Annotated in this window: 12 protein-coding genes; 5 read left to right on the top strand and 7 right to left on the bottom strand. The window is 38.2% G+C overall.

Going from position 1 to position 17,836, the window contains the following annotated elements; translation table 11 throughout:
* Positions 1 to 199 precede the first annotated feature (199 nt).
* The 5 genes from H4J39_RS08735 to H4J39_RS08715 all read left to right on the top strand — a co-directional run bounded on the left by H4J39_RS08735 (position 200) and on the right by H4J39_RS08715 (position 11,136).
* The gene (locus H4J39_RS08735) at positions 200 to 2,614 is read left to right on the top strand and encodes an ABC transporter permease (RefSeq protein WP_182227465.1); all 2,415 of its coding nucleotides are present in this window, start codon (positions 200 to 202) and stop codon (positions 2,612 to 2,614) included.
* Positions 2,614 to 5,067 carry an ABC transporter permease gene (locus tag H4J39_RS08730; protein ID WP_182227463.1) on the top strand — a complete coding sequence of 818 codons (2,454 nt, stop codon included), beginning with the start codon at positions 2,614 to 2,616 and terminating at the stop codon, positions 5,065 to 5,067. Before H4J39_RS08735 ends, H4J39_RS08730 begins: the two co-directional genes overlap by 1 nt.
* Entirely contained in the window at positions 5,067 to 7,526 is a 2,460-nt protein-coding gene (locus tag H4J39_RS08725) for an ABC transporter permease (protein WP_182227461.1), read from the top strand. The genes H4J39_RS08730 and H4J39_RS08725 overlap by 1 nt, the downstream gene beginning before the upstream one ends.
* Positions 7,526 to 9,967: an ABC transporter permease gene (locus H4J39_RS08720; protein ID WP_182227459.1), complete on the top strand. Its 2,442-nt coding sequence runs from the start codon at positions 7,526 to 7,528 to the stop codon at positions 9,965 to 9,967. The genes H4J39_RS08725 and H4J39_RS08720 overlap by 1 nt, the downstream gene beginning before the upstream one ends.
* 128 nt (positions 9,968 to 10,095) lie before the next feature.
* Positions 10,096 to 11,136: a tetratricopeptide repeat protein gene (locus H4J39_RS08715; RefSeq protein ID WP_182227457.1), complete on the top strand. Its 1,041-nt coding sequence runs from the start codon at positions 10,096 to 10,098 to the stop codon at positions 11,134 to 11,136.
* Positions 11,137 to 11,188: 52 nt separating this feature from the next.
* Here H4J39_RS08715 and H4J39_RS08710 read toward each other — a convergent pair whose 3' ends face one another.
* The 7 genes from H4J39_RS08710 to H4J39_RS08680 all read right to left on the bottom strand — a co-directional run bounded on the left by H4J39_RS08710 (position 11,189) and on the right by H4J39_RS08680 (position 17,795).
* Positions 11,189 to 11,620, bottom strand: coding sequence for a hypothetical protein (locus H4J39_RS08710; protein ID WP_182227455.1), 432 nt, complete (start codon positions 11,618 to 11,620; stop codon positions 11,189 to 11,191).
* 263 nt (positions 11,621 to 11,883) lie between these two features.
* Positions 11,884 to 13,719, bottom strand: a complete 1,836-nt coding sequence (locus H4J39_RS08705) for a M61 family metallopeptidase (RefSeq protein ID WP_182227453.1) — start codon at positions 13,717 to 13,719, stop codon at positions 11,884 to 11,886.
* 135 nt (positions 13,720 to 13,854) lie between these two features.
* Complete coding sequence (gene pip / locus H4J39_RS08700; protein WP_182227451.1) at positions 13,855 to 14,799, bottom strand: prolyl aminopeptidase; 945 nt, start codon at positions 14,797 to 14,799, stop codon at positions 13,855 to 13,857.
* A 44-nt stretch (positions 14,800 to 14,843) separates the two neighbouring features.
* Positions 14,844 to 15,581, bottom strand: coding sequence for a LytTR family DNA-binding domain-containing protein (locus H4J39_RS08695; RefSeq protein WP_182227449.1), 738 nt, complete (start codon positions 15,579 to 15,581; stop codon positions 14,844 to 14,846).
* Positions 15,559 to 16,614, bottom strand: a complete 1,056-nt coding sequence (locus H4J39_RS08690) for a sensor histidine kinase (protein ID WP_182227447.1) — start codon at positions 16,612 to 16,614, stop codon at positions 15,559 to 15,561. Before H4J39_RS08690 ends, H4J39_RS08695 begins: the two co-directional genes overlap by 23 nt.
* Positions 16,615 to 16,721: 107 nt before the next feature.
* Positions 16,722 to 17,513 carry a CPBP family intramembrane glutamic endopeptidase gene (locus H4J39_RS08685; protein WP_182227445.1) on the bottom strand — a complete coding sequence of 264 codons (792 nt, stop codon included), beginning with the start codon at positions 17,511 to 17,513 and terminating at the stop codon, positions 16,722 to 16,724.
* Between the two features lie 84 nt (positions 17,514 to 17,597).
* On the bottom strand, positions 17,598 to 17,795 hold the full coding sequence (locus H4J39_RS08680; protein ID WP_182227443.1) for a hypothetical protein: 198 nt from the start codon (positions 17,793 to 17,795) through the stop codon (positions 17,598 to 17,600).
* Positions 17,796 to 17,836 lie beyond the last annotated feature (41 nt).

The following is a 17,836-nucleotide window of genomic DNA, read 5'->3' as shown; positions in this document are numbered from 1 at the left end:
ACCGTCATACTGAATTTATTTCAGTATCTAAAGTTGTTGAAAAGTTTAAAAACCAGATCCTGAAACAAGTTCAGGATGACGATAGAGACTGCCTGAAACACAGGTTTATGTTCCAGACTAAACCTAAGTAACTACATACGTGTAGGCAAGTTCAGGGTGACGGCAGATATTACATTATGATCAACGGAAAACTTAACAAATGAACTTATTCTGCTATCAACTTAAACAAGCGTATTTAAGCTTAAAGCAAAAACCTATTTTTGTGCTTAGTGTGGTTTCTACCATGGGCCTAACATTAGGTGCTTTACTATGTGTGCTGACCTTAGCGTATGTCATGTTAATAAAACCCTTACCGTATCCTGACCAAGAACGTTTATATAATGTTGAACATCAATTAATCAGTAATGAAAATGTTATTGATGGCCGTGCATTTACCTACCCTAATCTAATGCATTTATATAACCAGCAATCGTTATTTGAGCAAAGTGTTTTAATGTATGTTGATGGTGGGGTCATTACTTCCTTGCCAAGCGAACCCATGGTGGCAATATCATTTATAACGCCGCAATGGTTTTCATTGTTCTCTGCCAAAATGGCGTTAGGGAAAGGATTTGAAGAAAGTGAAAAAGTTAACAGTTATAACCCCGTTGCCGTTTTAACTTATGAAACATGGCAAAATAAGTTTAATGGTGACATTAATGTGCTTGAAAAAAGCCTGACGTTAAGCGGAAATAACTACCGAATTATTGGTGTACTCGCAGAAAACAACATTGAAGCGCCACTCGCCGGCGCTGGTTTTAAAACCGAGTTATATCTTCCATGGGATTATAATTCGGTAAGTGAAAGAGAACGAAAACGTTGGGGAAATGATGATAGCGGTTTGATATATGTTGGTAAGCTGAATAAGCAATATGCGGAATATTCCAAGCCACAAATTGATCAAATACTAACAAAGGTCGTCAATGAGAATTGGCAAAGTAAGGTATCGGGTCATGATTTTTTTAAAAATTGGTCGATCGTACTCGAAACACAAACATTAAAATCTTTTATTGTGAGCGATGGTGAACGTAGTGTTTACTTATTATTGATTGGATCATTAGGTTTACTGTTTATCGCTTGCGCTAACATTGCCAATTTATTCGTTTCTCGAACAGTAGAGCGTCAACAACAACTTGCGATTTCTGCTGCTGTTGGTGCTTCTAAAGCACAATTATTTCGCAATATTTTAGCTGAAACAGGGCTATTAATGTTTGCTGCTATTTTACTCGCGCAGGTTGTTATTTTTGTTGGCTTTAGCGTTTTACAATATTACCTTGGTGACTTCCTACCGCGCATTAATGAACTTGAACTGAATGCATTTTCATTTTCCGCCTCTATTTTACTCTTAATATTGTTAACACTTACCTTCTCACATTTATGTTTGAAAATGATTAACTATCATGCGCTTAACGCTACTTTGCAATCAGGTGGCAAAGGCATTGGTATTCAAGTGTCAAAGCGTGTGCGAAACATCTTAATTAGCAGTCAAATAGCGACAGCAACCGCCTTAGTCTTTATTAATGTCGTTTTGTATAAAGACGCCAGTGAATTAGTAAACCAACCTTTGGGTTATCAAACAAATAACATTACCTCGGTCGTATTGGCATTACCCAATGTTGAAAGCGAGATAAAAGCACAAAAACTCACCGCCCTTAAAGCTGAGTTATTAGCTCATCCGAAAATAAAAAAGGTAAGCCAAGCGATGCGACCTACAGGCTTTGGTACTTTGGCATTAACGGCTATGGAAACAGACAATCGTTATACCGTGCTAGGGAAAGATATTGATGATCAATACTTTAGCATGCTCAAACAAGCGGTTATTGAAGGTGACAACTTTAGTGCGGCAGATATTAAAGACGACAGAAGCGTGATGATTGTTAATGATGTTTTTGCGAAAAAATTAGCACCAAAAGGCAGTGCAATTGGCTTTAAATTTAAAAATGGTGTTGAAGTCATTGGCGTTGTAAAAAGTATTAATATGCCTGGCATACAGAGAGTAGAGTCTCGTTTTTATTACCCCGCAAGTTTGGCAAGAAATATGTTGCTAATAGAACAGCATCAAGGGCAAATATTTAATCGTGATGAAATGATTAGTGCGATGAAAAGCGTTGATAAAAAATTAAGTTTATTCACCTTCACATCACTCAATGAATATAAAGACCGTCGATTATTTTCTTCAGTAACTACAGCCGTTACGACACTAGTATTGGCTATTTTAACGTTATTACTCTCGGGTTTAGGTTTGTACGGTATTCTTAACTATTCTAGCCAAATGCGTCGTTTTGAAATTGGTACTCGCATGGCTATTGGTGCAAAGGGTAAAGACATTGTTAGCTTAGTCTTTAAAGATAATGCTGGCGCATTAGGCATTGGTTTAGCGGTAAGCTTTATTGTATTACTTGTTTTGTATTTTGGTTTCAGTGATACATTAAATGCTTATATTAGCTTAGAGCTTCTCCCCTTATTTATTCTCACAGTGGGAGCAATATCACTGCTTTCATCACTTGCCTGTTATGTGCCGTTACGCCCGTTTATTAAAAATCCCGTTATTCATGCCTTAAAGGGGAGTGAATAATGTACCTGTTTATTTATCAACTAAAACAAGCGTTTTTAAGCTTAAAGAAAAAGCCAGGTTTTGTCTTAAGTGTTGTTTCAACCATGGGCGTTACCTTAGGTGCGCTGTTATGTGTATTAACGCTGGCTTATTTATTGTTGATTGAGCCATTGCCTTACCCCGAGCAAGATCGACTGTTTGTTGCCGATCATAAGGTTCTTGGCGATAAAAAAGAGACCAAAACAGTTGCTTATAGTTATGCTGGCTTGGTGCATTTATACAAAAGTAAAGTGGCCTTTGAACAAGCGGCAATCATGTATTATGACCAAGATGTGATCCTTTCTCACCTTAGCCAACCACTGGTTAATACCACTTATGCCACGCCGGAGTTACATCAACTGTTAGCGTCGACTATGGCAACAGGTCGAATGTTTGCGGCGAGCGAAGCCTTAGATACCAATAACCCAGTAGCTATGCTCAGTTATAATACTTGGCAGCAAAAATATGATGGCAGTGCGGATATTCTTGAACAAAAAATCAATGTCAGAGGTGTTAGTTATCGCATTATTGGTGTATTGGCCAAAAACTTTGTTGAACCCGAATTGGCTGAAATTGGGCGTGAAACGCAAGTTTGGCTGCCATGGGATTATAATCAGACTGACCAAGTAAGCAGAAAAAGTTTTTTGAGCATAAAAGGTAACTTTAAATTTATTGGTCAATTGAAAAAAGGACTTAGCAAAAGCCAAGCACAACAACTTTTAACCCCTTTAGTGAGTAAACGCTGGCAAGAAGGTGTTGCTGATATGGAGTTCTTCAAGGATTGGTCAATCGAAATGCGAGTCCGCTCAGTGAAGGACGTTATGCTCGGGGATAGTGAGTCTATTGCGGTAATGCTGTTAGCGGGTGTGATTGGTTTAGTATTGATTGCCTGCGCAAATATCTCTAATTTGTTTATCGCACGTACTGCAGAAAAGCAACGTCAAATGGCGATTCAAGCAGCGATTGGTGCCACTAAGAAACATTTATTTAAAGCGATGTTGGCTGAAACCAGTTTACTGATGTTGATGTCGATCATACTCGCCTTGATACTTGCCAAGGGCGGGTTTTATCTTATGCAGCAATATTTGGGTGCGGTATTACCGCGAGTAAACGAGTTATCGCTTAATCCGATAACTCTAAGCTGTGCGGCGCTGATCACCATTATTTTTGCATTATTTTTTGCTAAATTAAGTACGCGTATTATCAATTATCGTGAGCTCAATGCTAGCTTACAAAGTAGTGGTAAGGGCAGTGGTTTACGGGTATCAACAAAGACACGCCAAGTATTAATCGCCAGTCAGGTGGCATTAGCGACGCTATTAGTATTTGCCAACTTTAGCTTACTTAAAGATGCCGTTAAAACCATTAATACCCCGATAGGTTTTACCACTAATAATATCTCAACTTTAACGTTAAACTTCTCTTCAACCCCATTATCTAGTGAGGAAGAGGTCATAGCCATTATGGCTGAGATCATAGAAAAGCTTAAAACCTTACCACAGGTGGAAGCCATTGCGCATGGGAGTTCACCTTTAGATGGCTTTGGTATTAAATTGCTAACCAAACTTGATAATAATGAAGGGCATTCACCGTATTTAAAAAGAATCGATCATAGATATTTTAAACTAATTGAACAACCGCTATTACAAGGTGAAAATTTTACCAAGCTAGATAGCCGAGATAACAACTATTTGATGATTGTTAACCAAGCGTTTGCTAAGCAGTTAACACCTGACGGTGATGTCGTAGGTATGCGACTAGTATCGATAAATGAGCCTGAATTTAAAATAATAGGTATTGTTAAAGATATTGCTATTCCTGGCGATACTCCGTTTGGCAGCGACGATGTAGCTGCGCCTATACCAAGGGCCTATGTGCCCGATAATCTAAACGACAACAAATTTATACTTAAAATAAAGGCTGACCAGTCTATTAGTCGTCAACAGTTGGGCAAATTATTAGCCGAAGTTGACGCTAGATATTCTGTATTTAGCTTCAAATCAGCAGATGACATGCTTACTCAAAGCCTGTTTACTCAAATTACTACCGCGGTGACAACGACAGCTTTAACGTTAATCACTTTTTTCCTCGCGGGCATTGGCCTCTATGGCATTTTAAGTTACAGCACACAAATGCGCCGTTTTGAAATTGGAACACGTATGGCAATAGGCGCTAAACGTGGTGACTTAATATTACTGATCATAAAAGACAACGTGAAGCCTATTATTGCTGGCGTATTGTTCAGCTTAGTTATTTTATTGAGTGTGTATTTCTTTTTTAGTGTAGAGCTTTCATCTTATATCACAGCGCAATTAGCGCCGTTGTTTCTCGTGACGCTTGTATTAATTTCTACTCTTTCGTTATTGGCTTGTTATTTACCATTAAGACGATTTATTAATTCTCCTGCGATAAGCAACTTACAAGGAAGTGAATAATGGACTTATTTACCTATCAACTAAAACAAGCATTTTTAAGCTTGAAGAAAAAACCAGGCTTTGTTTTTAGTGTTGTTTCCACCATGGGCGTTACCTTAGGCGCTTTGTTGTGCGTGTTAACGCTAGCTTATGTGATGCTAATAAAGCCCTTGCCGTATCCTGATCAAGACCGATTATACCGTGTTGACAGCCAACAGTTTGATGCTGATGGCGCTTTAAATGTTACCGCTTTTAGCTATCCGAGCTTGGTACATTTATACAGGCATCAACAAGAGAAGAACCAGCAAGTTTTCGAGCAAGTCGCTTTATCTATGTATGATGATGAAGTATTAACTTCTCTTGCCACACAACCAGTATTAGCTACAGCTTATATTACCCCAGAATGGTTTGAACTTGCTGGCGCAGCTATGACTATAGGGCGAGCCTTCGATGAGTCTGAGAGCCTTAATACAAATAATCCTGTCGCGATATTAAGTTATCAAACATGGGTGAAAGACTTTGCGAGTTCAACGGATATTCTTGATGAAAAAGTAACTTTTCGTGGCGTGAGCTTTCAAATCGTTGGCGTATTATCTTCAACATTTATAGAACCCAAAATTTCAACCATTGGCCGAGAAACCAAAGTTTGGTTTCCTTTTGATTTCAATTCAGGCGGAGAAAGATTTAGAACTCGCTGGTCAAATAGGTCGAACAGCTTAACTTTCATTGGCAAACTTGAAAGTGGTGCGACTGTTGAGCAAGCGCAAGCGAAAATCACCCGGTTAGTGAATGACACCTGGCAAGAGAATATTGACCAAAATGGTTTTCACAAAGGTTGGCATATCGAAACGCCTTTATTGTCTTTTCAATCGGTGATTTTAGGCGAAAGTAGTCGCAGCGCGTATTTATTGTTATTGGGCGTTATTGGCTTATTGGCCATCGCGTTTATAAATATTGCTAATTTACAGCTGTCACGCACGGTTGAAAAAAAGAACCAATTAGCTTTACGAGCAGCGGTTGGTGCTAAACGTAGAGACCTTTTTAGTGTACTTTTTGCTGAATCATTTCTGCTGATGTTTGGCGTATTATTATTAGCCCTACTTATTGCACAAGCAGGCTTTGAGGTATTACAAACAAACTTACAGCAAGTATTGCCACGCGTTAATGAGCTAAGCCTTGGCTTATTCACCTTAACCAGCGCAGTGCTCACCTCTTTAATACTCGCAATTTTATTCACTTTATTAAGTTACCGAGCGATTGATTTACGCCGATTAAATAACAGTATTCAAACCAGCGGTAAAGGCACAGGTTTACAAGTTTCAAAAGGGATGCGTACTTTCTTAGTGGTCAGCCAAGTAACCGTGGCTACTGTACTAATTTTTATCAATATCAATTTATTGAAAACCTCATTACAAACTATTTACGATCCGTCCGTAATGAACGTTGAGCAATTAAGCAGTGTAGTACTGACTCAATCTGATGCGAGTGAATTAACGAGAGCAGAAAGCTCTGCTATTACTGCTGAAATATTGCAAAAAATAGCTGAATTACCGCAAGTGAGTGTAGCGAGTAGAAATAGCTCACCGTTAACCGATGGTGAAGGTACATGGTCGCTAACCGAAGTAACTTCTAACCAAACGGTATTACCGCTGGGTAAAAGTGTTGATAGTCATTATTTTTCACTGATGAGGCAGAATTTATTAATGGGCGACAATTTCATTGATAGTCACTTTACTGACCGAGCGCCAGTTCTGATTATTAATGAACAACTCGCTAAGCAATTAGTTACCGAGGATGAAGGTAATTTAAGCGCAGCACTTGGTAAGCAGCTTTCTTTTGGTGGCCCTAGCGCGTATACCATTATAGGTATCGTCAATGATCATAAATTACCGGGAAAAACATCTATTCCAACGCGTGTTTACATGCCTAATTTAAGTCGTTCTAACTTACTGATTAAACTAAAAGACAATCAAACGTTAACACGAGAACAGTTAGTTTCTGCGATTAAATCGACCAGTAAATCGATCAGTTTATTTGAATTCTCAACCTTAGCGCAGCAAAAGGCTCAACGATTATTTAGCCAGTATACGGCGGCAATTACCACTGCAACACTCACGGTTATCACCTTCGTTTTGTCAGCGATTGGTCTGTATGGCATTTTAAGTTACAGCACCCAAATGCGCCGTTTTGAAATTGGAACACGCATGGCCATTGGCGCTAAACGAAGCGACTTAATTAAATTGATTATTAAAGACAATGCCAGTGCAATATTATTGGGCGTACTGCTGAGTGTTGGCGTGTTGTCTCTATTAACCATTGGTTTTAGTGAACAAGTCAGCCACTACATCACCTTAGAATTACTGCCGGTGTTTATAGTGACCTTAGCGATGATCAGCATGCTGTCGTTATTTTCCTGCTACTTTCCTTTGCGTCAATACATCAACAAACCTGTGATCCATTCTTTAAAGGGAAGCGAATAATGAATCTATTTATCTACCAATTGAAACAAGCATTTCTAAGCCTCAAGAAAAAGCTGGGCTTTGTTTTTAGTGTTGTTTCTACTATGGGGATTACCTTAGGCGCTTTGTTGTGTGTGGTTACACTTGCGTATGTGATGTTACTTAAGCCGTTGCCATACCCTGAACAGGAACAATTGTTTGTCGTTGAAAGTAAAATAAAAGGGAGTGAGCGTGCGCCCAAAATATCAATGTATCCATACCCAGCATTTATTGAATTATATAAAAAACAATCGGCTTTAAATAAAGTGGCGATGATCGCTTACGAAAATACCAATATTACCTCTCATGCCGAACAGCCGAGAATTAATAACGCTTTTATTAGTCCTGAATATTTTAGCTTACTTAATCCTCCTATAGCACTAGGACGAACTTTTGAAGCAAGCGAAGCATTGAACACGAACAACCCAGTGGCGGTTATTAGCTTTGCTACTTGGCAAACATTATATGACCAGCAAGTTGATGTGTTGGAAAAAAACTTAACTGTTAATGGAGTGAGTTTTCGTATTATAGGCGTAAGTGCTGAGACATTTATAGAACCAAGCTTGTATCAAACAGGTGAAAAAACACAAGTATGGTTGCCGTGGGATTTCAATCCTGTCTCTGAAATTAAACGTAAAGCATGGGGGAATTTCGCGCCGAATATGTTTTTATTAGGCAAGCTCGATAACACCTTAACGGCTAAACAAGCTGAAATGATATTAACACCACAATTAACGGAGCGCTGGCAACAAGAGTTAGTGGGTAATGCTCGCTTTAAAGAGATGACATTAAAAGTTGAGATGAAACCACTAATCAATGTGATGTCAGGAAACAATAACACCAATCTTGTTTTGCTATTTTTAGCTGTTGTGGGATTACTCGTGATCACGGTGACTAATGTTAGCCACTTATTTGTCGCACGTAGTGCAGAACAACAACATCAAATGGCAATAAAAGCGTCATTAGGTATGAATCGTAAACAAGGAGCTATGCAGATTTTTGTCGAGACGTCCTGCTTGATGATATTGGCATTCATTGTTGCATTGGCTACTGCTAACATTGGTTTTGTTATATTGAAAACCTATCTAGCAGAATTATTTAATCGAGTTGACGAGTTGTCAATTTCGCTGACGCCACTCTTTATTTTAGTGATCACAATGTTGTTAATTACGCTAATTCTAACGAAGTTAACCCTTAAAAATTTCAAGTTCATATCGTTAAATACCACGCTACAAAATAGCAATAAAGGGCAGGGAGCTAAAGTATCGACCTTTTTTCAGCAAGGCGTAATCATGAGCCAGATATTGGTGACCGTATTGATCATTTTTGCCAATATGGTTTTGTTCAAACAAGCATATGAAAGTGTTAATCATGAAACAGGTTTTGATATTGAGCAAATAGAACATTTAGTTTTAGCTTTTAATGGCTCGGGTCGCCCCAATGTTGCAGAGCAACAAGCGACATATAAACAAATAAAAGCGCAGTTATTGCAAATGCCGCAGGTGAGTTCAGTTAGTCTGGGAAATTCGCCTTTGTCTTCTTACAGTATTAGAAAGTTCGGTTTAGGGAAAGACGCGCTAGAGTTTTCTATTGAGCAGAAAGAGATTGATGAACACTATTTTTTGATGATAAAGCAATCTTTGATCTCGGGTGATTACTTCACTAGCAGTGAACTTAATAACAATGACAATGTGGTTATTATTAATGAGAGCTTAGCAAAGCAGTTGAAAGAGTTTGGTGAAGTTATCGGGCAACAAATAAAAGGATCTCGTGACGAACTATTGATAGTCAAAGGTATTGTTACCGATATTCATTTACCCAATAGTGAACGGCCTGAAATGAACAATGATTTTCTACTTTATCGTCCAAGTAAGCTAGGCCGAGGGACAGGGTTTATGGTGAAACTTAAAGCAGAGCAAATATTACCTCGAGAGCAATTAGTAACAATAATTACAGAGGCTGACGCAAGGTACTCTATTTATGAATACCAAAGCCTCACTGAAAACTATCAACAGCTACTGCTGAATAAAAAAATAACTTTGTTTACCACGGGTATTATTACTTTAGTGGTCATTATTCTGGCGGCATTAGGGGTGTTCGGTGTGCTTGATTTTAATACTCGAATTCGCCGCTTTGAAATAGGTACACGGTTGGCGATTGGCGCGAAAGGACAAGATATTATACAGCTAATTTTGAAAGATAATTCCAAGGGGATTTTTATTGGTGTAGGGCTTAGTATGATGATATTGCTTAGCGTATGGGGAGGCTTTGGCGAAACTTTTCAACAGTATCTCAACTTGCAAATATTACCCTTGTTTATATTGACGTTAGCGCTTATTTCTCTTATTTCATTTATTGCCTGTTATTTACCTCTGCGACAATACATCAATAAACCTGTAATACATGCATTAAAGGGAAGCTGACCGTTATACTGCATAAACTCAGCAGTACGGCTTCATTTAATACCGACTACTAATTCCTTCGTAATTAATGCTTGTATGATTTTTATACCAATGGTATAAAAAATAATGGAATAAAAAAAGAGTATAAAATGGAATACAGTGAATCAATAATTGAAGGTAGTATAATCAATGAGTTAACTTGTCCTGATTGTGGTTGTAAGCATCATCAGGTGAAAGGGGTGATTAAATATGCCTTCTTTTTTATTGAAAGTATTCCTTTTTATCCTGTGAAAAAAACCACGGTTATTCAATGCCAGCAATGTTGGAGCAAAGCTGATGTGAATGTTTTGCCAAAACAGCGGATAAAAGAGTTATCGAAAAATCTATTTCCTGCTTGGCGACTGATCAGCAAATTCTTAGGCTCGCTTTTAACAATAATGCTCTTAGGTTATTTAATACAAGGTGAGGTTGAGAAAAGTCAGTGGTCAGATGAATTCATCAAAAAACCTGCTGTTAATGATTTCTACCATGTTGATTTTCGCTACCTATCTAATGAACTGCGCCCGAATGAAAAATACCGTATTGGGAAGATTACTGATATTACCGGTGATATAGCAACCGTGGTCTATAGCCGATTGTTTTATCGCATGCAGCATGGCGCTGATGAAAGTATTAGAGTGGGTCATGTTACCCATTTCAGTTTTTTCTCAAGAAAAAAATATCACTACAGCTTCGCTGAACTAACAAAAATGCGTGCACAAGGCGCTATTTATCGTGTTGAAAGACCCGTTAATAACAGATTACGCGGTATGCTTTTAGTTACCGCTACAAAACGCTTTTTAAGCAGTACTTACTTCCCCGGCGCAAGACAGAACAATTCAGGTTTAGCTTTTTTAGAAGCAAGTTATATAGATAACCATATTGAATTAGCCTTCGATAAATTTAATGTCTCAGCTGAAAGAGGCTATAAGCTTGGACAAGTTAACTTAGCTGAACTTTACATCACCGGTAAGCATGGAGAAAAAGATTTAAACCAAGCTTTATTTTGGTTACAAGAGGCTGCAGTGCAAGACTATCAGCCTGCTATAGATAAATATCTGATTGTTTGCCAGCAAGTGGCACAGTGCAGTAAAAGAGACTTTATCAACCTATTGTCAGAGCAAGGTGTGAATTTTCATGTAGGCAGGTAACACCTCGTTAAGGAGCTAGCCTACAGAGGTTATTTTTATGAGAAACTTAGCGCTATGTAAATATGTTTTTTAAGCGGCTAAGCAGTGTTCCTTCATTAGCAGAAGTTTCACTATATTCGTAAGGTGAATCTAACACAGCCAAGCGTAGTGAATATGTGCCGCCATGTCCCCAAGGCCACCACAACGCTATAATTGCTGGTGTTGAATCGGTAGCAGGACGCGCTAAAACAAGTTGATCTTTATTGAGTTTAATTAATGGACCTAAGTGTTCTTTAATTTCTTGTGGCGCTTTTTTTACCGTTTTTTTACTCCATTCGTGTTCAAATTGCTGGCGAACCGCAACAAGGGTTTTGTCTTTTTTATCACGAGAAAATTCAGATAGCATAGCGGAGAATCTATCTTCCCAGCGCCATGTTAATTGGTCGCCTAACAGAGGAATTATTGGGTGGGTAAACTCTTTGATTTTTTCTTGGGAATATGACACAAAAATTCCTATAAAAGATGCTTTAAAATAAAATAGCTTTCAGCATAACAACAAATTATGGCTGATATATTACAACTGATTCGCCACAAAAACAAAGTCTTTATTGCTAATGATTATCATTTGTAGCAGATAAGATATAAAGATGTTAAATAATAAAATTACAATAAGTAATTGAAAGAAATAACGTTAATAACTAGGTTAACGTTATTTCTTTAATAACGACCGGCAAATAGTGTATAAGTTTATTTACTCTTGTTGGTGTTTTATTCAGCCTTGTCTGCGCCAATCCATGCGAATAAAAATGCTTTTTGTGACGCAGTTAATTCATCATCAGTTAACGTTTCTACATTCAGCTTTGGGTCTTCAATAAAAGTGATAGTGGTTGACAGCTTTTCGCCACGTTGAATATATTCAATGGTGGTGTCTTCACCCGGTTTAAACTGCGCTAATGCGCTTGTCCACTCACTTGTGTTACGAATAGCTCTGCGGCCCAGCTTAACAATTTGGTCACTTCGTTCAAGGCCAGCTTTATAAAGTGGAGAACCTATTTTTATCGGTTTAGAAATCATCGCAGCTTCACCGTTAAAGTTAAATTTAACCTGACCTAAAAAAGCTTTATCTGGGGTGGCATGGGTTATTGTTAATCCAGCGTTGCTTAACAGCGCCGCATAATCTGGTTTAACTTGCCCTTGAATATGTTGTTCAAAGAATTGCTTAGCAAATGCTTGGTTATTTAATAAAGCGGCTAATGTGCTTTGTAAATCTTCACGTGTGTAAGGAATTTCAGGCTTTCCAAAATCTACCCACATTTTTCTCATAAAATCGTCGAGAGATTTTTCTGGAAATTGTTCGCGAATAGACAAATCTAGTGCCAAGGCCATAGCGCGCCCATAGCTATAATAACTGAAAAAGATATTACTAAAATTGGTTTTATCAATAGAGGTGCCAGCATCAGTAAACGTTGCCAGCATACTTGCACCTTCAGGTGTAAAGAACTTACGTCCTGGTACTTGGTCAACTTGATTAACAATATCAGAAACAATGGTTAAGTATTCATCAATCGTTGATTCTTGAGCTCTGCGGATCATTAACTTGTCGTAATAAGAGGTAAAGCCTTCAGCAAACCATAAGTTAGTGGTCATATTAGGCGCACTAAAATTAAAAGGTTCGAGTGCTTTAGGTCTTATGCGCTCAACATTCCATGCATGAAAAAACTCGTGCGATAAGGTACCTATTTGTGAGAAGTCACCTTCATCTAATGATTTGGTATTAGTGAGAATTGTTGAGTTTCTATGCTCCATTCCATCGCCATTTACGTGGGGTAAATAACAGGCAATAAAAGTATATTCTCCGTAATCAAAAGCAGGTAATTCGCCATAAACTTTAATTTGTTCGGCGACTACAGCTTTGGCTTGACGAGTAAATTCAACTAAATCTTCCTCTAGACCATTGTGATGCACAGCTAAGTTAATTTGGTAATCTTTACCACTTGAGCGAACAGTCCAGCTTTTTACTTGGTGATCACTAAGCTCTGTTGGGCTGTCCATAAAATAGGCTAAGTTGGGGGCAGTGAAGGTATATTTATCTTGAGTTTTTTGTAGCTGAGTGGCCACTTTCCATGTTGAACTAAAAGGTTCAAATGTTACTTTTATAGGGCGCTTCTCATGGTTTGATGCCCACATAAACGTAGCAGGAATATTCAAGTGAGCGTGTGTTCTGTCTATTTGAGCATAAGTACCATCAGCGCGGTCACCAAATAAGGTGTACGTTACGGTTACCTCACCATCGTGATTGTCGATTGCCCACTGATAAGGGTTAGGTCGCGTAATTTCTAAGGGCTCGCCCATACTGTTTACAGCAGTCACGTTATAAACGTTTTTAGCAAATTCATGCAAAGCATAGCGCCCTGGAGAGGTGCGGCTCATTTGAACGGTCAAAACTTGGCTTTCAATTTCTGGAAAGGTTACCGAAATTCGCGCTTCATGATGAACCGCGTTTTCGAAAGTCACTTTATAATGTGTAACGTTGTCTTTAACAGGTAATGAGTGACTTGAAAAAGCCACTATTAATGCTAAAAGAACTGTGGGGGCAATTCTCATTTTTTAATCCTAAGCGTTTTATATTGTATAATTATTGGCTTAGTGTAGAGAATTATTACTATTTTTTATAGCAGTACTTTTTAAAACGTTAAGGTCAGTAATGCTCAGTATTCAAAAAGCTACCGTAAAATCATATTATAGGCTTAACATTTTTTGGGTTGCGTTAATTAATTGATGTTTGGTTTCAGGCTCAATTGAAGCATGGCCCGACGTTGTACTAAATAATACTGAACGAGGGAGTTGTTGATGTAAGAGCCAAGCATTATCAAAAGGACAAATAATATCGTAACGACCATGGATAATAGCCATAGGAATATCTTGAATTTTATCACAGTTTTCCAGTATTTGGTTTTCAGTTAGAAAACAGCCATGCACCATATAATGGGCTTCATGACGAGATAAGGTCCAACATGAATCATCGCCAGTGAGTGCAGCAACAAATTCTTCGTTAGGCTTTAGGGTGCAACAACGAATTTCCCATTTAGCCCAAGCCTGCGCTACTTTCTCTGCGGCAACCTTATCGCTTCCTATCATAATGTCGTACGCTGTTTTAGCACTGGTTTGGCTTTCACCATCAGGTAGTGAACTAAGGTACTCTTGCCAATAATCGGGAAATATTCGTGTAGCGCCACCGCCTTCAAATGCCCATCGGGTATCTTCTGGACGACCTAAAAATATACCGCGCAACACCAGGCTTATTACCGAATCCGGGTGCGTTTGCGCATAAACTAAAGCGAGTGTTGAGCCCCAAGAACCACCAAAAACATGCCATTTTTTAATGGTTAAATGCTGGCGTATTTTCTCGATATCGGCGACTAATAAATCAGTTTCATTATTGTCTAAACTGCCAAAAGGTAATGAACGCCCACAGCCACGTTGGTCAAATAAAATGATATGGTATTTTTCTGGGTCAAAAAAACGTCGATCATTGGCTGAACATCCAGCTCCTGGCCCACCATGGATAAAAACAACGGGTTGGCCATCGGGATTACCGCATTGCTCTACATACAACTGGTGCGTGTTACCAACGGGTAATAAAAAGTGATCAAAAGGCGTGATTTCTGGATAAAGTTCGTTCATTGCTACGCTCTTATTTTATAAAAAATGAATGAATGTCGTTAAGGTTAACTCGGGAAGCCTAATTGTGTTTTAAGTTTACTGGCTTGGCGACGAGAAATCTCAACTTCAACATTGTTTCTAAGCTGAGCCATTAAGCCATAATTTACAGTTTGTTCAAGTTTTTCTATTGCATCTAAACGCAATATGTCTACGCGGCTGGCGCGAAAATAAGTGTTGGTATTAAGCCTTGCTTCTATTTTGTTTAAGGAACTATGCAAATAGGCTTTACCCTGTGGCGTATAGATTGCCGCGTGGTTTCCAATGCTCTCAAAGCGTGATATATCGCCTAAGCGAATTATTTTCATATGGTCGCCAAACTTCACCATCAGCTTAAAGTCGTCATTAAGTGTTGTTTCTTCTGTGGTTTTTTCAAGTTCAGAAAATTTGTTTATGGTTTCAGCTAAGCGCTCTGGAACAATCGGCTTTACTAAATAGTCGATAGCATTTAGCGCGAAAGCGTCAACAGCAAATTCGTCATAAGCGGTGCAAAAAACGATTGGGATTTCACCTTTTAGTTTTTCTGCAAGCGTTAGGCCTGTGCCACCGGGCATTTCGATATCTAAAAATATGATGTCCGGTTGATGCTTTTCAATTTCATCAAAGCCTTGGTCAATATTTTCTGCTTGAGCAACCACGTTTATCTGTGGATGTTTTTTTAACAGGCGAAGTAATTCTTGGCGTGCCATGCGTTCATCGTCAATGATGATGGCGTTGAGTGGTTTATCCGTTTTTGATAGGTTCATAAGGCAAACTCATATTTACATGAAAAGTATCGTGGCTTATTTCTTGGCTTAGCTTACCTTGCTTGCCAAAAATAAGTTCAATCCGTTGGGTTAAGTTCTTTAGTCCGACTTTTGTGCCAGATTTTACTAGATCACACTGGTAGGGGTTCATAACATCAATAATCACCCGGTTGTTTTCTATTTTGCTGTTTAGCGTTAACGTGCCGCCATCTTTTAAATGTGCTATACCGTGTTTTATCGCGTTTTCAACAATGGTTAATAAACCCATGGTCGGAATTTTAGCCTGTTTGCTTTCAGGTGAAATGTTTAGGTTAATACGTAAACGGTCACCTAAACGAATATCTTCAATGGCGAGATAATGCTGACAAACATCAAGCTCTTTACCTAGCGAAGTGTAGGCTTTAGTGTCGGTTGATAAGTTATATCGAAATAACGTAGAAAGTTGCGTTATCAACTCGGCAGCTTTGTCTTCGTCTTCGTATATCATCCCGCGGATAGTGTTGAGAGAGTTGAATAAGAAATGCGGATTAATTTGATTCATTAAGCTAGCAAGTTGTTGTTCTTTTAGTTGCTCAGCCAACTTTCGTCGGTCTCTTATCGAAGTGATCGTTAAATAAATTAAGCTCCAAGTAAGAAAAAATATCGAGTTAATAAATACATAAAAAATGAGTTCGACAATGATCCCGTAGTGATAGATAAAAAGGTCAGGCTGAGGAAGGTTAAAGCTCCATTCTAATAATTTATCACCTGCGGTGCTCATTAATGCACACTGCAAAATAATTTTTAAGAAAATGCTTAATTCAGCAACTTGATTCTTAAGTTGATAATTACGGAGTAAGTAATGGGTTAATAAAATAGCAAAACTGTAAGACAGAATGTTTTTAATAACAAAATTTGATGCGGAATCTTGGAGTTCAGGTGTTTGAAGTTGTGGATCCAAATAAACCCCAAATGTCGCGAAGCTTAGCACTACAAATAAGCCTAAGCATTGGCAAAGATAATAAGCAGCATTAGATTTTTTTTGTTCAGTCATCGTTATCGCTTGATTGTTTTGTCGGTGTTGATTTATTAAATGCTAAGCAGACAGTATATACCGCTTGCCTAGCAAAAGGGTATAAGCAGAGCCGCTATATACGTCATTTAATTCATAAATAAATACATATCTACTGAAGAGTATAAGTTATTGATAAAGTGCAAATAAATGGGTAAATAAATGCCTCCACTTCGATAGCGAGATAAACCGAGAATAATAGCTAAAGGAAATAATACAACGAGTATTGTTAAATCGTATTGTCCTGCATGGATCAACGTGAACAAGATACTGGTAATAATAATAGTAGCAACAACACCTAAGGGAGATTTTTCTAAGCCTTTAAAGAGAAAACCGCGAAAAATAAGTTCTTCAAAAATTGGTGCCGCAATCACCACGGCAACCAATAACAGCAACAGATAATCAGTGGTGTTATAAATATCGATCATACTTTGTGGTGTTTTTATACCTAAGGCTTTTGAGGCAAAGTAAGAAAAAACAAAATAGCCTACGATCGCTATATTAAAATTAATAAAAGTGGCTTTACTTGGTATTTTGTCAAAGCCTAAATAGGCCGCAGCTGTGGTTGCTTTTCTTCTCTTCGCGAAATAAAAAATAAGGGGTGATAAACATAAAGCCGTGACCAGATAATTAATCGCGTTAAAGTCGCCGTCCAGTGCTAACCGTTGACTGATTTTTGTGCCTAACGCTTGAGCGTTTTCTAAATCAACACCTGATGATGCGGCTTCAATTCCTGCGCCTATTCCCAAAGAAATAATAGAAATAATGAAGTATAAAATGAAAAGCAGCAGGGTTAGCCCTAGTGTTGCTTTCGCACTCCATGGCTGAATAGACTCATTTAATGTCATCTCTGTTTGAGGCGTATCGGTAACGATAGACATATGCTTTCCTTGTTGTTTACAGGTCATTTGATCATTAAAATAAAGCGATAAGTAGTACAATTAACAGTAAAATAGGCATAGGGTTTATCCTTTTCTTATCGATTGAGTGTGTTGAGCCGCTAAACAAGTGAAACTTACTAAGTTAACGTCTTGAGTTTTAGCGATACTTCCACAAGCTTTTAATGATATTTCTTGATGGTTTGCTGTATTAAAACCTGCGGCAAAAAGTCCAAGAAAAATTAAGGCGCCTATGCCAGCGAAAATCATTTTTAATGTTGTCATTTTTTATTCCTTTTAAAATGCTTTAACGAGTTGTTGTTTCT

This window comes from Colwellia sp. Bg11-12 (assembly GCF_014076955.1).
Lineage (GTDB): Bacteria > Pseudomonadota > Gammaproteobacteria > Enterobacterales > Alteromonadaceae > Colwellia_A.
Note: the sequence above shows the minus strand (reverse complement) of the source record. Positions and strands in the feature narration are given on the sequence as shown.

Coding starts and splice junctions, on each gene's coding strand:
- H4J39_RS08735 (WP_182227465.1), top strand. CDS start 200: ATGAACTTATTCTGCTATCAACTTAAACAAGCGTATTTAAGCTTAAAG.
- H4J39_RS08730 (WP_182227463.1), top strand. CDS start 2,614: ATGTACCTGTTTATTTATCAACTAAAACAAGCGTTTTTAAGCTTAAAG.
- H4J39_RS08725 (WP_182227461.1), top strand. CDS start 5,067: ATGGACTTATTTACCTATCAACTAAAACAAGCATTTTTAAGCTTGAAG.
- H4J39_RS08720 (WP_182227459.1), top strand. CDS start 7,526: ATGAATCTATTTATCTACCAATTGAAACAAGCATTTCTAAGCCTCAAG.
- H4J39_RS08715 (WP_182227457.1), top strand. CDS start 10,096: ATGGAATACAGTGAATCAATAATTGAAGGTAGTATAATCAATGAGTTA.
- H4J39_RS08705 (WP_182227453.1), bottom strand. CDS start 13,719: ATGAGAATTGCCCCCACAGTTCTTTTAGCATTAATAGTGGCTTTTTCA.
- pip (WP_182227451.1), bottom strand. CDS start 14,799: ATGAACGAACTTTATCCAGAAATCACGCCTTTTGATCACTTTTTATTA.
- H4J39_RS08695 (WP_182227449.1), bottom strand. CDS start 15,581: ATGAACCTATCAAAAACGGATAAACCACTCAACGCCATCATCATTGAC.
- H4J39_RS08690 (WP_182227447.1), bottom strand. CDS start 16,614: ATGACTGAACAAAAAAAATCTAATGCTGCTTATTATCTTTGCCAATGC.
- H4J39_RS08685 (WP_182227445.1), bottom strand. CDS start 17,513: ATGTCTATCGTTACCGATACGCCTCAAACAGAGATGACATTAAATGAG.
- H4J39_RS08680 (WP_182227443.1), bottom strand. CDS start 17,795: ATGACAACATTAAAAATGATTTTCGCTGGCATAGGCGCCTTAATTTTT.